15 protein-coding genes are annotated in these 13,189 nt (G+C 71.5%); 9 read left to right on the top strand and 6 right to left on the bottom strand.

Going from position 1 to position 13,189, the window contains the following annotated elements:
* Positions 1 to 1,195: L-2-hydroxyglutarate dehydrogenase (gene lhgD, locus NBZ85_RS17985; protein ID WP_261562272.1), on the top strand; the 1,195-nt coding region annotated here is incomplete at its 5' end.
* A gap of 66 nt (positions 1,196 to 1,261) precedes the next feature.
* Positions 1,262 to 2,122 carry an alpha/beta fold hydrolase gene (locus NBZ85_RS17990; RefSeq protein ID WP_261560421.1) on the top strand — a complete coding sequence of 287 codons (861 nt, stop codon included), beginning with the start codon at positions 1,262 to 1,264 and terminating at the stop codon, positions 2,120 to 2,122.
* Between the two features lie 72 nt (positions 2,123 to 2,194).
* Here the strand turns inward: NBZ85_RS17990 and NBZ85_RS17995 are convergent, their stop codons facing one another.
* Complete coding sequence (locus NBZ85_RS17995; RefSeq protein ID WP_261560420.1) at positions 2,195 to 3,520, bottom strand: glycosyltransferase; 1,326 nt, start codon at positions 3,518 to 3,520, stop codon at positions 2,195 to 2,197.
* A 247-nt stretch (positions 3,521 to 3,767) separates the two neighbouring features.
* Complete coding sequence (locus NBZ85_RS18000; RefSeq protein ID WP_261562273.1) at positions 3,768 to 4,613, bottom strand: collagen-like domain-containing protein; 846 nt, start codon at positions 4,611 to 4,613, stop codon at positions 3,768 to 3,770.
* An 893-nt stretch (positions 4,614 to 5,506) separates the two neighbouring features.
* On the opposite strand from NBZ85_RS18000, the gene NBZ85_RS18005 reads away from it, so the two are divergent.
* Positions 5,507 to 5,737, top strand: coding sequence for a helix-turn-helix domain-containing protein (locus NBZ85_RS18005; protein ID WP_261558762.1), 231 nt, complete (start codon positions 5,507 to 5,509; stop codon positions 5,735 to 5,737).
* Here NBZ85_RS18005 and NBZ85_RS18010 read toward each other — a convergent pair.
* The 4 genes from NBZ85_RS18010 to NBZ85_RS18025 form a co-directional block, all read right to left on the bottom strand.
* Positions 5,734 to 6,561: an HpcH/HpaI aldolase/citrate lyase family protein gene (locus NBZ85_RS18010; protein WP_261558761.1), complete on the bottom strand. Its 828-nt coding sequence runs from the start codon at positions 6,559 to 6,561 to the stop codon at positions 5,734 to 5,736. The genes NBZ85_RS18005 and NBZ85_RS18010 overlap by 4 nt on opposite strands.
* Complete coding sequence (locus NBZ85_RS18015; protein ID WP_261562274.1) at positions 6,551 to 7,144, bottom strand: MaoC family dehydratase; 594 nt, start codon at positions 7,142 to 7,144, stop codon at positions 6,551 to 6,553. The genes NBZ85_RS18010 and NBZ85_RS18015 overlap by 11 nt, the downstream gene beginning before the upstream one ends.
* A gap of 361 nt (positions 7,145 to 7,505) precedes the next feature.
* Positions 7,506 to 8,267 carry a 3-hydroxyacyl-CoA dehydrogenase gene (locus NBZ85_RS18020; RefSeq protein ID WP_261558759.1) on the bottom strand — a complete coding sequence of 254 codons (762 nt, stop codon included), beginning with the start codon at positions 8,265 to 8,267 and terminating at the stop codon, positions 7,506 to 7,508.
* Between the two features lie 40 nt (positions 8,268 to 8,307).
* A complete protein-coding gene (locus NBZ85_RS18025; RefSeq protein ID WP_261558758.1) occupies positions 8,308 to 9,162 on the bottom strand; it encodes an SDR family NAD(P)-dependent oxidoreductase in 855 nt (284 codons plus the stop codon).
* Between the two features lie 282 nt (positions 9,163 to 9,444).
* Here NBZ85_RS18025 and NBZ85_RS18030 point away from each other — a divergent pair, with 282 nt between their 5' ends.
* The 6 genes from NBZ85_RS18030 to NBZ85_RS18055 all read left to right on the top strand — a co-directional run.
* Positions 9,445 to 9,837 carry an FAS1-like dehydratase domain-containing protein gene (locus NBZ85_RS18030; RefSeq protein WP_261558757.1) on the top strand — a complete coding sequence of 131 codons (393 nt, stop codon included), beginning with the start codon at positions 9,445 to 9,447 and terminating at the stop codon, positions 9,835 to 9,837.
* Complete coding sequence (locus tag NBZ85_RS18035; RefSeq protein ID WP_261558756.1) at positions 9,834 to 10,244, top strand: MaoC/PaaZ C-terminal domain-containing protein; 411 nt, start codon at positions 9,834 to 9,836, stop codon at positions 10,242 to 10,244. Before NBZ85_RS18030 ends, NBZ85_RS18035 begins: the two co-directional genes overlap by 4 nt.
* The gene (locus NBZ85_RS18040) at positions 10,244 to 11,038 is read left to right on the top strand and encodes an enoyl-CoA hydratase/isomerase family protein (protein WP_261558755.1); all 795 of its coding nucleotides are present in this window, start codon (positions 10,244 to 10,246) and stop codon (positions 11,036 to 11,038) included. The genes NBZ85_RS18035 and NBZ85_RS18040 overlap by 1 nt, the downstream gene beginning before the upstream one ends.
* Positions 11,023 to 12,405, top strand: a complete 1,383-nt coding sequence (locus NBZ85_RS18045; protein WP_261558754.1) for a phenylacetate--CoA ligase family protein — start codon at positions 11,023 to 11,025, stop codon at positions 12,403 to 12,405. Before NBZ85_RS18040 ends, NBZ85_RS18045 begins: the two co-directional genes overlap by 16 nt.
* 12 nt (positions 12,406 to 12,417) lie before the next feature.
* Positions 12,418 to 12,762 carry a hypothetical protein gene (locus NBZ85_RS18050; protein WP_261558753.1) on the top strand — a complete coding sequence of 115 codons (345 nt, stop codon included), beginning with the start codon at positions 12,418 to 12,420 and terminating at the stop codon, positions 12,760 to 12,762.
* Positions 12,759 to 13,189 (top strand): LLM class flavin-dependent oxidoreductase (locus NBZ85_RS18055; protein ID WP_261558752.1); only part of this gene is annotated, 431 nt, incomplete at its 3' end. The genes NBZ85_RS18050 and NBZ85_RS18055, both read left to right, overlap by 4 nt.

Here is a 13,189-nt window from a genome sequence, read left to right on the forward strand (position 1 = left end):
GTACGGGGTCGTGGGCGGCGGCATCATCGGGCTGGCCGTGGCCCGCGAGCTCGCACTGCGCCACCCCGGCGCCGAAGTCGTCGTCGTCGAGAAGGAGCCGCGGCTCGCGGCCCACCAGACCGGGCACAACAGCGGCGTCATCCACGCCGGGCTGTACTACCAGCCAGGCTCCCTCAAGGCGACGCTGTGCATCCGCGGCGGCGCGCTGCTGCGGGAGTTCAGCCAGCAGCACGGCATCGCCTTCCAGGAACTCGGCAAGCTCGTCGTGGCCACGAACGACGCCGAGCTCGCCCAGCTCGCGGTCATCGAGGACCGGGCCCGGCGCAATCAGGTACCCGACCTGGTCCGGCTCGACCGCGCCGGGATGACCGAGATCGAGCCGCACATCACCGGGATCGCCGCACTGCACTCCCCGCACACGGCGGTCATCGACTATTCGGCGGTGTGCGGGGCGCTGGCGGCGGACCTCGCCGCGCGGGGCGGGCGGGTGCTGCTGTCCAGTCCCGTCACCGCCATCCGGGACGAGGGTGACCGGGTCGCCGTCACCGCCGGCGGACAGACCCTGCGCGTCGACCGGCTCGTCGCCTGCGGCGGACTGTCCAGCGACGCCCTGGCCGCGATGGTCGACGACCCGGGCGACGTACGGATCATCCCGTTCCGCGGCGAGTACTACCACCTGCGCGCGCAGCTGCGCGACCGGGTGCGTGGCCTGGTCTACCCGGTGCCCGACCCGCGTTACCCGTTCCTCGGCGTGCACCTGACCCGCGACCTGACCGGCGGCGTCCACGTCGGCCCGAACGCCGTCCTCGCGCTCGCTCTGGAGGGCTACCGGTGGCGCGACGTCAACCCGCGCGAGCTCGCCCGGGTGCTGACCTGGCCGGGGATGCGGCGACTGGCCCGCGAGCACTGGCGCAACGGCCTGGCGGAGATGGCCGGCTCGCTGTCCCGGCGACGCTTCGCCGCCGCGGTACGCCGCTACCTGCCGGAGGTGCAGGCCGGCGACCTCACCCGGGCACCGGCGGGGGTGCGGGCGCAGGCCGTGCGCCGCTCCGGCGAACTCGTCGACGACTTCGTGATCCGCTCCAGCGGGCGGGTCACGGTGGTGCGCAACGCCCCGTCCCCGGCCGCCACGTCGTCGCTGGCCATCGCGGAGCACATCGTCGGCCAGCTCGTCGGCGCCGAGGGCAGACCCTGACCGGTCGGCGACCGTCCGTCATCGCCCGGACCGGCATCTCGCCGCGATGCGGGGCAGGATAGCCGCATGACCGGAAGCACTGCGGGGCCCAGCGCCCCCTTCGACGCGACGGAGAGCCGCGCGCAGATCCGGGGCGCCGAGCTCGCCTACACCGATGCCGGCAGGGGTCCCCTCGCCGTCTATGCCCACGGCGTCACCCAGAGCCGTGCATCGGAGACGGCGTCGGGCCTGTTCGACTGGGCCCCCGTCGTCGCCGCGGGCCGGCGTCTGGTGGCCTACGACGCCCGGGGCCACGGGCAGTCCACCGGCGACCCGGTCCCGGCGCAGTACACCTGGCCGCAGCTCGCCGAGGACCTGCTCGCGCTGCTCGACCAGCTCGCAGGGGCTTCGCCGGTGGCCGGGATCGGTTCGTCGATGGGCACCGGCACGCTGCTGCACGCCGCCGTGGCCGCTCCGGGCCGCTTCGACCGGCTCGTGCTGACCGCTCCCCCGACCGCGTGGGCATCGCGGGCGGCCCAGGCCGACCTCTACCGCCGGGGCGCCGACCTCGTGGAGACACGCGGCCCGCGACTGTTCGCCGAGCTCGCCGCCAGCGCGCCCGTGCCCGCCGTCTTCGCCGACCTGCCCAGCTTCCCGCCGGCGCCCGACGTCAGCGAGAAGCTCTTCCCCTCGGTCCTGCGCGGCGCCGCCGACTCCGACCTGCCCGCCGAGGCGGCGCTGGCCACCATCGACGTGCCAGTGCTGATCCTGGCGTGGGCCGGCGACCCGGGCCATCCACTCTCCACCGCCGAACGGCTCGCCGCGCTGATCGACAGCGCGCGGCTGCAGGTCGCGGAGACCGGCGCGCAGCTTGCGCGGTGGGGCGCGCTGACCGCGGACTTCCTCGGCCCGGGCGAAGCAGCCCGGACTGGGGCGGGCGGCGGCTGACACCGCCGCGCCCCCGCCCGGATCATGCCGACCCGGGAGCCCACCCCCGGCACCGGGCTGGGCCGCCCGCGCTCAATCTGAAACGAGCTGGTGCTCCCCGGCGATCAACGCCGGATCCTCCCCGCCACACAACAGCGGACCTCCGCATCGTTCGGTGCCGTCCTTGATGGCGATCAGGTTGGCCGCCACGTACGGAATTCTGTTCGCGCTATGCCACTCCGTGGGGTGGTAGGTGACCAGTCGTGAACTCTGGAACTTGGCCTGAAGAGAGGGCACCAGGTCACGGTACTGATCGTCCGTGTAGTACCAGAAAGAATTCTCATTGTAGCAGGCGAGATGTGTCGGGTCCTGGTAAGCGCCCCGCCCGTCGGAGCTAGGAGTCAAAGTCAGGAGCATGCCGCCCGGCGCCAGCAGACGATACAGTTCGTTGATCAGAGGCACCTTAGCCGGTACATGCTCCAGGAAATGCGCGGCTCGGATCAGACCGACCGAGTTGTCGGGAAGATCCAGCGGTTCCGGCAGCGTCGCTACCATGTCGACGCCATCTCCCGGGCGCTGGTCCACGCCAAGATAGCCGGGCTGCCGGCAGTGCGCCGCGCCGAGGTCCAGCGCAAGCAGTCCGCGGCGCCTGGTCCAGGCGAGCGCATTTTCCTCGATGTAATTGTCGTACAGGGCGACGGTCTCACTCTGGATATGCGCGTTGACCTCGACGTTGGACTGGGTGTTCTCGCTGTGCACCCGCTGCAGGTACAGGCAGCGGGGAATCAGGTGGAAGTCGCCGGCCTGGAAAAGGCGGCACATCAAGTCCTGGTCGTCCAGTACCATCCGCGACGCGTCGTATCCGCCAATTTTCTCGTAGGCGTCTTTTCTGAATGCACGCACATGATTGGGCGCATACCAGATGTACGAGACGTTGTGCGGCGTCGATGCCAGGGAGACGGCCTGCAGGACCTGGCGGCCGTCGACGTCCGCCTCCTGGTACCGCCAGCCATGCGTCGAGTCGAACCGACTGTCGTCACGGCCGCCGTCCTCCGTGATCTGAGCGGCATGACTGTAGACGAAGACGACCTCGGGATTTTCGTCGAAGGCCTTCGCCAGTTCCGCAAGGCAGTCCTTCGCCAGCAGGTCGTCGTGGTCGAGCTCGACGAGAATCTCTCCCTGTGCCAGTTCGCAGGCCCGGCGCTTGGCCGCGCCAACTCCCCTGACAGAGTCCGCGATCTCCACTCTGACCCGGTCGTCCTGGGATCCCGGGCGCCATCGCGCGCCGCTGTTCAGCAGCACAATCCACTCCCAGTCGGAGCGGGTCTGCGCTTGCAGGGTCATGAGGCACTCATCGAGAAAGATCGGTCGATGACTGGGCGTGAAGACGGAGAATCTGGGTGTTGGTGATGTCGTCATTCGATACCTGTCCGAGGGGCTGTCGGTGATGGCGGGAACCGCTGTCCGGCTTCTGCCGGCGGCAGTTCTTTCTGCCGTTGAGACGGTTGACCGCGGCGTTGCGCGACCTGGTTGAGCTCAGCCGGCCGACGGGTCGATGACCGGTAGCCAGTCGGGCGGTACCCCCGCGAAACGAGGTCGGGGGTACCGCCACTCAACGCCGGCACGGGTCTGGCGACCCGGAATCGAAGTTACGATGCGTTACAACTCACGGAGCGCATATTGCGAAGACGGTGATCGGCTGATTGGCGCTGTGGCTGGCCTGCCAGCCGGTCGCCGGTGAACCCCCGATGGGCTCCGACTCGGTGAGGGCGCTGCCGTTCGACGACACGCCCCCGCCACCAAGAGCGAAGGTTCCCGTGGGGCAGGACACAGAAGCGGTCCTGTCAGCGGTCGCCGAGACGACGCTGCTGCGTGTCCCAACGATTGGCCCCTGAGCACCCTGGGCACCCTGATAGCCCTGCGGACCCCGGTAACCCTGCGGACCCCGATAGCCCTGCGCACCCTGCGCACCCTGAGCGCCCTGAGCGCCCTGAGCGCCCTGAGCACCCTGAGCACCCTGAGCGCCCTGAGCGCCCTGAGCACCCCGGTAGCCCTGCGGACCCCGGTAACCCTGCGGACCCCGGTAACCCTGCGGACCCCGATAGCCCTGCGCACCCTGAGCACCCTGCGCACCCTGAGCACCCTGATAGCCCTGCGGACCCCGATAGCCCTGCGGACCCCGGTAGCCCTGCGGACCCCGATAGCCCTGCGCACCCTGCGCACCCTGCGCACCCTGAGCACCCCGGTAACCCTGGGGGCCCTGCGGACCCTGGGGGCCTCGACACTTGTCGAAGAAGATCTCGTCGCACGAGCCGTCGTCGAACAAATTCAGCGGGGTCACCGCACCGTTCGGGCCGGGCACCACATTGCTATCCTGAACGACCTGGCTGGAAATCGGATCGGCCATGGCGGCGGTCGCGTAGCCCACCGCCATGGGTCCAATCAGACCAACAGTCACCGACAGCAGCGTGGCACTCCTGACAAAGGATTTGTTGAGGGATTTACGGTTCACATTTCTCTCCTTACTAACTTACGGGAAAAGTTGGACCAGGGACAACACACAAGTTCTAGCCACCAGGTCGTCACCACCACGCCACCACCGCCTTGGGGCCCGATTTCGCCCCGCGACAGGGCCGTCCTCCCGACGTGAGGTGTCGACCCGGCACGCGGGCAGGGCCGTACCCAGGTGATTTCCGGCTTGGTCCGACTAGGCCGAGTATCGATCATCGATCCGGCGGAGTCTTTCAAAACCGTAGGTACCTGAAGAGAAGAACCAGCCGCGGCAGCGTCGTGACTGTCGCGGTAGATGCTGTAGGACTGGCGATAGTCAGGTGCAGGACTCGCCAATTTTTGCCGTGTGCGACGGGATGCTCGATGGGTTGGCGTGGCGCGTCAATCAATACCAGGCAGAAAGATCGCCTCCCGGGAGACACGCCGAACGGCGATCACATCGCGACGACGATATACGACATGATCTAGTTGCGTGGTTCTGTTTCCAATAGGGCTCCGGGCTGCCAATTCCCCTTAAGAGCCCGCCTCGAATACCAGTCACGTCCCCGCCGACACCGACACCCAGGGACGGCCGGCCGACGGAATATTCTCAGCGGACATCGTCGCCGCAATTCTGCATGTGGTGCACAACGGCGTCATCTCGCGGGCATTATCCAGCGATTTCCCACCGCGACAGACGCTCTACGGCCACTTCGACCAGCGGCAGAAGAAAGGCGTGATCAGCACGAGCGACGATGCGCCACGACCTGTTCGGGAATGGAATAAAATGTCGCGCCGCGGAGGGACTGCGGGAGTGGTGGATGCTCCATCGATCCAGTGCCGTAGCCGCCATGGATCGCCCTGCTGTGGGCGGCACGCCGGGCGGCCTCCCGCGTCTGGCGGGTGGGTCGTTCGATGATCCGGGGTGTGGTGGAACGGGTGCGGGTCCGGGAGATTGATCCGGACGAGGGGCAGCGGTTGTTGCGGATCGTGCGACGGTCCTCGGGGTCGGTGGTGACGTGGCGGCGGGCGCAGATGATCCTGCTGTCCGCGCAGGCGATGACCCCGAAAAAGATCGCGGAGCTGACGTTCACGTCCGAGGACCGGGTCCGCGATGTGATCCACAACTTCAACGCCGACGGCTAGGCCCGGGGCGTCCCGGCGGAGCCGAGCAGGTGCTCGGCGTGATGCAGCACCGGCGCGTCGACCATCCGCCCCTCGAAGGCGAACACGCCCACGCCCGCCTCCCGCGCCGCCGCCAGCACGCGCTGCGCCCACGCGACCTCGTCCGCAGACGGCGTGAACGCCGCCCGCACCACCGGAACCTGGCTCGGGTGGATGCACGCCTTGAGGCCGAACCCGCTCGCCGCCGCATCCCGCGCCTCCCCAGACAGGCCATCCAGGTCCGAGATGTCCAGGTACACCGCGTCGATCGCCTGGCGGCCGTACGCGCCGGCCGCGAGCAGGACGGCCGAGCGGGCATGCCTCGCGACGTCGCGGTAACGCCCGTCGTCGAACCGGCTCGACCGGCCGCCGAGCCCGGCGACGAGATCCTCCGCGCCCCACATGAGGGCGACGACGTTCGCCGCCGCGGCCAGCGCCGGCGCCGCGAGCACCCCGCGGGCCGTCTCGCACAGCGCGATCACCTCGAAGCCGGCGAGTTGGCCCACCTGCGCCGCCGACTCCGCTTTCGCCAGCATGACCAGCCGCACGCCCGTCCCGTCGAGCGCCGCGAGGTCCGCGGCGAAATCGGCGGTGCCGGCCGGGCTGACCCGTACCACGGTCCGCGCCGGGTCCAGGTCCGGCAGGGCCGCGACGAGCGCGTCGCGGGCCGCCGGCCTCGACGGGGCCGCCACGCCGTCCTCCAGATCGAGGATCACGAGGTCCGCTGTGGCCGCCGCCCGGGCGAACCGGTCCGGGCGGTCGGCGGGGCAGAACAGCAGCGTCGTGCCCGCGAGCTCAACCGGCATCCGAACGCACCTCGTCCCCCTCGAGCGTCCCCGCCGCCGCCCCCTCGGTCGTGTTCGCCGCTTCGGCCGCGTCCGTTCCCGCGGGCTGCAGGAGCATCAGCGCCGAACGGGTCGCAGTCGCGACCACCACGCCGTTCTGGTTGCGCGCCGTGTGCTCGAACTCGACGACGCCCGTGTCCGGCCGGCTGCTCGACGGGCGACGGCTCAGCACGACCGTCTCCGCGTAGAGGGTGTCGCCCACGAACACCGGCGCGGGGAAACGCACCGCGCCGAAGCCGAGGTTCGCCACCGTCGTGCCCTGCGTCAGCTGCGCCACCGACAGGCCCACCAGCGTGGACAGGGTGAACAGGCTGTTGACCAGCCGCTGCCCGAACGGCTGCGCCGCGCTCCAGGCCTCGTCGAGGTGCAGGGCCTGCATGTTCATCGTCAGGGTGGTGAACAGGGTGTTGTCCGCCTCCCCCACCGTGCGGCCCGGCCGGTGCCGGTACACGACCCCTTCGGCCAGCTCGTCGTAGTAGAGCCCGCGCTGCTCGATGACGGGTCGGCCGTCCGCCGCGGACCTGCCGTCCCCCCCGCCCGCCATCAGCAGGCACCCGGCGTGGCGGGCGGGCAGGCGACATGTGGCATGCCGGCACCGGAGACCGAAGCGCGCATGATTACTCTCCTCTGGCCCAGGGCGAGCGCCCACGGCTTCACCTCGTCGGCGACGACGCCCGGGCGCTCTGCCCGCCGGACCGCTGCACCGTCCCGGCCGGCGTCCGTTTCCCCATGGAAGACGGAACGGGGCGAGCTGACCGAACGCCCGCTCACCTGCCCGTCAGAGCGAATCCTAGCCGCAGCCGGTGCCCGACGACGCCCCGCGCGGCCGGCGTCGAGGAGATGTCCACGGTGTCCAGGCCGGTATCCGGAGCCGGCGGCGAGGCGGACGGGGGACCGGCGGAGCGTCAGCGGGGGGACATGCGGATCGCGCCATCGAGGCGGATCACCTCACCGTTGAGCATCGGGTTGGCCACGATGTGCTCGACCAGGGCCGCGTACTCGTCCGGGTTGCCCAGCCGGCTCGGATGCGGGACCTGCCGCCCCAGCGACTCCCGGGCCTGCTCGGACAGCCCGCCGAGCATCGGCGTCTCGAACAGGCCCGGCGCGATGGTGACCACCCGGATCGCCCGGTCGGCGAGGTCGCGGGCGATGGGCAGCGTCATGGCAGCGACGCCGCCCTTGGACGCCGAGTAGGCGGCCTGCCCGATCTGCCCCTCGAACGCGGCGACCGAGGCGGTGTTCACGATCACGCCGCGGTCGCCGTCGACCGGCTCGACCGCGGCGATCCGCTCGGCGGCGAGCCGGATGACGTTGAACGTCCCCACGAGGTTGACGTGGACCACCTTCGCGAAGGCCTCCAGCGGGAACACCCCGCCCCGCCCCAGGACCCGGATCGCATTGCCGGTGCCGGCGCAGTTGACCACGACCCGCAGCGGGCCGAGGGCCTCTGCGGCGTCGAGCGCGGCCCCCACCTCCTCGGGCTGGGTGACGTCCGCCGCGACGAACCGGGCGTCGTCGCCGAGCTCCTTGGCCACGGCGTCCCCGGCCGAGCTGGGCAGGTCGAGCAGCACGACCCTCGCCCCGGCCGCCAGCAGGCGCCGCGCCGTGGCGAGGCCGAGTCCGGACGCGCCGCCGGTAACCAGAGCGATGCTGCCTGAGATGTCCATTGCCTCGAATCTCCTTCGCGGGTCGGTTCGCGGGTCGGGGTCAGAAGGCGGCGTAGCCGCCGTCGAGCAGGATGCTGTCGCCGGTGTGGAAGACGGACGCGGGCGAGGCGAGGTAGACGGCGATGCCGGCGAAGTCCTCCGGGCGGCCCCAGCGGCGCACGGGCATGCGCGGCAGGACCCGCTCGGTGAACCGTTCGTCGTGCAGGCCCTGGTGGGTCATGGGCGAGTCCGTCCAGCCGGGCAGGATGGCGTTGGCCCGGATGTCGTGGCGCGCCAGTTCCACCGCGGCCGCCCGGATCATCGCGGTGAGCCCGGCCTTGCTGGCGCCGTAGGAGTAGGCGCGGGCCTGCCCCTGCAGGACCGCGAGGCTGGACGTGGCGACGAGGCTCCCCCCGTTGCCGAAGCGCACCATCGCGCGGGCCGCCTCGCGCAGGGTCACGAACGCCCCGTCGAGGTCGACCCGCGTCACCTCGCGGAACTCCGCGAGCGAGGTCTCCAGCAGCGGGTGGAAACGGGACGCGACGCCGGCGTTGACGAAGCAGGAGTCGAGCCGGCCGAAGGACGCGGCCACCTCGGCCATCGTCGCGACCACCTGGTCCTCGTCGCCGACGTCGCAGAGATAGCCGGTGGCCTGCCCGCCCGCCGCGGCAAGGCGCTCGACGGCGGCGGCGTTCTTGGCCGCATTGGTCCCCCAGACGCAGACGTGGGCGCCGGCGGCGGCCAGCCCGCCCGCGATGCCCAGCCCGATCCCGCCGTTGCCGCCGGTCACCACGCTGACGTGACCGGTCAGGTCGAACGGGTTGCGCGCTGCGGGCGCGTCCGCCGCCGCCACGGCACCGCCCGGCGGCCGCCGGCCCGACTCCCGCACGATGCTCATCGCCGACCCCTCGCTCATCGCCGATCCCTCCTGTGGCAGAACCGCTTCCGGTGCGGCGCCGACCCGACCGTAGGATCACCACGGTATTTTAGTCAACCATCGCGTCGGTCAAATAAACTCTTGACTGCGGGCCCCACAGTGGAGGACGGTCGGCTCAGTCCCGACGTGACCCGCGCCACGGCCCAGCTCCCCGCGAACCACCCCATCGGCGGGCGGCTCCCCATGACCGCCGCGGCCCGCGGACCAGCCACGTACCCTCGCCGCGACCACGGGCCGCGGACAGTTCCGACGGAGGTCGAGATGGACGAAAGCGCCAAGGGCAGAACCCTGGTGGAGGACGACCTCACGGTCTCCCCCGACGTACTCGCCGCGCTGGCCCGGGCCGTCGGCAGCCCCGCGGGGGCGGCGACGGCCACTCTCGTCCCCTACTTCGGCGCGTCGGTCGGCGGCGAGTCGACCGCGGTCGACGGCCTCGGCCTCGACCTGTCCCGCGCCCTGCTCGCCGGCATCGACTACGACTGGCGCCGCCCCTTCACCCCCGGCGAACGGGTGCACGTGCGGGTCACCGTGGAGGACGTCTTCCGCAAGGGCGCCAACCAGTTCGGCCTGCTCGCCGCGGAGTTCACCGACGCCGCCGGCGACCTCGTGCAGCGCCAGACCGTCACCTTCATCGAGCGTGGGAGCAGCAAGTGACCCAGGACGACAGCGCGACCCCCGGCGGGAGCGCGACCCTCGGCGAGCGCACGCGCGGTCCCGTGACCCGTGTGCAGATCGCCCGCTACGCCGGCGCGGTGGGCGACTTCAACCCGGTCCACGTCGACGACGAGTTCGCCCGCGCCTCCGGCCTGCCCTCGGTGATCGCGCACGGCCCGCTCACCGTGACGCTGGCGCTCGATGCCGTGGTCGAACAGCTCGGCCCCCAGGCCCTGCGTTCCGCGAAGGCCCGGCTGTCCGCGCCGGTCTTCCCCGGCGACGAGCTGACGGTGGTGCCCACCGCCGACGGCGTCGAGGTGCGCAAGGCCGACGGCTCGGTCGCGGCGACGCTCCGCCTGGAGACGGGGCAGCCGGAGACGGCGGCCGAGGCGGCGGGGACGCGCTGATGGGACACGAGTACATCACCGTGGACGACGAGCCCCGCGGCGTGCGGGTGCTCACGCTGAACCGGCCGGACCGGATGAACTCCTGGAACGCGGCGATGCGCCAGGAGCTGCGCGACGCCGTCGAGGACACCGCACTCGACCCGGGGGTGCGCGTCCTGATCATCACCGGCGCGGGCGGGCGCGCGTTCTCCGCCGGCGAGGACGTCGGCGGCATGGGCGACCTCACGGCGCTCGGCACCCGCGGGTTCCGGGCGCACGCCCGGCGCATCCACGACGTCTTCGACACGATCGAGGCGATGGAGATCCCGGTGATCGCCGCCGTCGACGGGGTGGCCGCGGGCGGCGGGTTCGAGCTCGCCCTGTCCTGCGACTTCCGGGTGGCCGGCGACAACGCCCGGTTCGTCATGCCGGAGGCGAAGGTCGGCCTCATCCCCGGGTCCGGGGGGTGTTCGCGCCTCGTCACGTACGTGGGGCGGGGCCGGGCGAAGGAACTGGTCATGCTCGGCGGCACGCTGCGTCCCGACGTGGCGTTGCAGATCGGCCTGGTCACCGAGGTCGTGCCGGCGGGGACGGCGCTCGACGCCGCCCGGGGGATGGCCGACCGGCTCGCCGCGATGGCGCCGCTCGCCCTCGGCATGGCCAAGCTCGTGCTCAACACCTGCGGCGACGTCGACGGCGAGACCGGTCGCCGGCTGGAACGCCTCGGGCAGAGCGTGCTCAAGACCACCGAGGACCATCGGGAGGGCGCCGCCGCGTTCATCGAGAAGCGGACCGCGCAATGGCAGGGGCGTTAGCCCACACCGTCGACCAGCGGTTCTGGAACCGGGCGACGCAGACCGCCGATCGGGAGCGGCTCGACGCGCTGCACCTCGCCCGGATCCGCCATCTGGTCGGCTGGGCCTACGACAACTCCCCGCTGCACCGGCGGATCTACAACGCCGCCGGGGTGAAGCCCGCCGACATCCGGACCTGGGACGACTACCACCACCGGCTGCCGTTCACCGACAAGCCCGACTACGTCCGCGACCAGGAGAGCTCGGAGTCGGGGTTCGGCGGTCTGGCCCTCGGCCCGGAGCACTGGCAGCAGTACTTCCACACCACGGGCACCACGGGACGGTTCCTGCACGAGGCGTTCAGCCAGTTCGAGATGCACAAGGCGGGCACCCAGCTCTGCTACGGCCTGTGGGGCCAGGGCGCCCGGCCGCGCGACTCGATCTACTTCTGCTTCGACTTCGGCATGTGGGTCGGGCTGTGGACCTACTACTGGGGGGCGCGCAACCTCGGCCTGACCATCGTCTCCGGCGGTGGTGCCACCGGGGAGCAGCGGGTCCGCCACATCCTCGAACGCCGACCCGCCATCGTCTGCGGCACCCCCACCTACCTGCTGCACCTGGCCGAGATCGCCGAACGCGAGGGGCTCGACCTGCGCCGCGCCGGGGTGCGCATCCTCGCCGGCGGCGGCGAGGCGGGGCTGTCGGTGCCGCGCATCCGGGAGCGGCTCACCGAGGCCTGGGGCGCCGAGCGGATCCACGACGCCTACGGCATCGGGGAGGCCCTGTTCATCGGCCAGTCCTGCGACGTGTGGGCCGGCGGGGTGCACGCGATCGAGGACGTCTGTCACTCGTACTCGGTGGACCCCGACTCCGGCGAGCCGGTCACCGACGCCGGCGGGGTCGGCGAGCATGTCATCACCAGCTACACCCACCTCGTGCAGCCGTTCATCAAGTACCGCACGCACGACCTCGTCCGCATCGACGACCGTCCCGACCACGGCTGCGGGTGGACGTGGAAGCACTTCCCCGGCGTCGTGCTCGGCCGGTCCGACTTCATGGTCACCATCCGCGGGGTCAACGTCTACCCGACCGCGGTGGAGAACCTGATCAGCGAGGTCCCGGGGCTGACGCACCACTACGAGCTGCACCTGTCCCGCCGCGACGGCATGGACCGGATGCTGGTCCGGGCCGAGGCCGCGGCGGGTGTCGGCGACCTGTCCGACCTGGCGGCGCGGCTGTCCGCGCACCTGCGCAACAACCTCGGGGTCCGGCTGGAGACCGAGGTTGTCCACGCCGGGACGCTGCCGCGCTACGAGCTGAAGACCAGACGGATCTTCGACGCCCGCGAGCCGGGCGCACGAGCCGCCACCCCCGCAGAAGGGCGCTGAACCATGGCTGGCGTGGCACAGGGAACGCGGACCCGCACCGATCTCGACCCGCTCCCGCCACCGGGACCGGGCACCGGGCCAGGGCTGGGGCCGGGGCTGGGCGTCGACGTCGAGCGGCAGCGCGCCCGGCTGCTCGCGTTACACGCCCACCTGGCCCGGGAGCGGGAGGCCGCCCTGTCGCCGGCGATCGAGCGGGCGCTGGAGACGGCCCAGATGTACCTGTTCCTCGCACTGGGCTACACCGGCCACACCGACGAGCTGTTCCCCGACGAGCTGCAGGTCCCCGACGAGCTCCGGGGCGCCCAGGCCGCCTCCCCGTCGACCGATGCGACCGAAGCCAGGGAAAGCCGATCATGACATCCGCGGACCACAACGACGGCGTGCACGACGACCTGAGCGTGTACGTGTTACCCGGGCGGGCGAGCGACCCCGCCCGTGCCCTGCGGGAGGCGCGCGACGCCGAGCGGGCCGGCTTCGGCGCGGTCTACGTCAGCGAGCGGCTCGACCTCAAGGAGGCCGGGGTAATCTGCGGGGCGCTCGCCGCGACGACCGACCGCTGCCGTGTCGGGACCGCCGTGATCCATCAGGGCACCCGCCATCCCCTCACCATCGCGGCGCTGGCGGCGACCGCGCACACGTTGAGCGGCGGCCGGTTCGTCCTCGGGCTCGGCCGGGGGCTGGGGGCGCTGGCGCCCTCGCTCGGCGTCGCGGCGCCCACACTGCGCGGCCTGGAGCACCTGGTGGGCGTGCTGCGCCGGCTGTGGGCGGGCGAGGCGATCCGGGA

It is taken from the genome of Frankia tisae (genome assembly GCF_025403405.1).
Taxonomy (GTDB): domain Bacteria; phylum Actinomycetota; class Actinomycetes; order Frankiales; family Frankiaceae; genus Frankia; species Frankia tisai.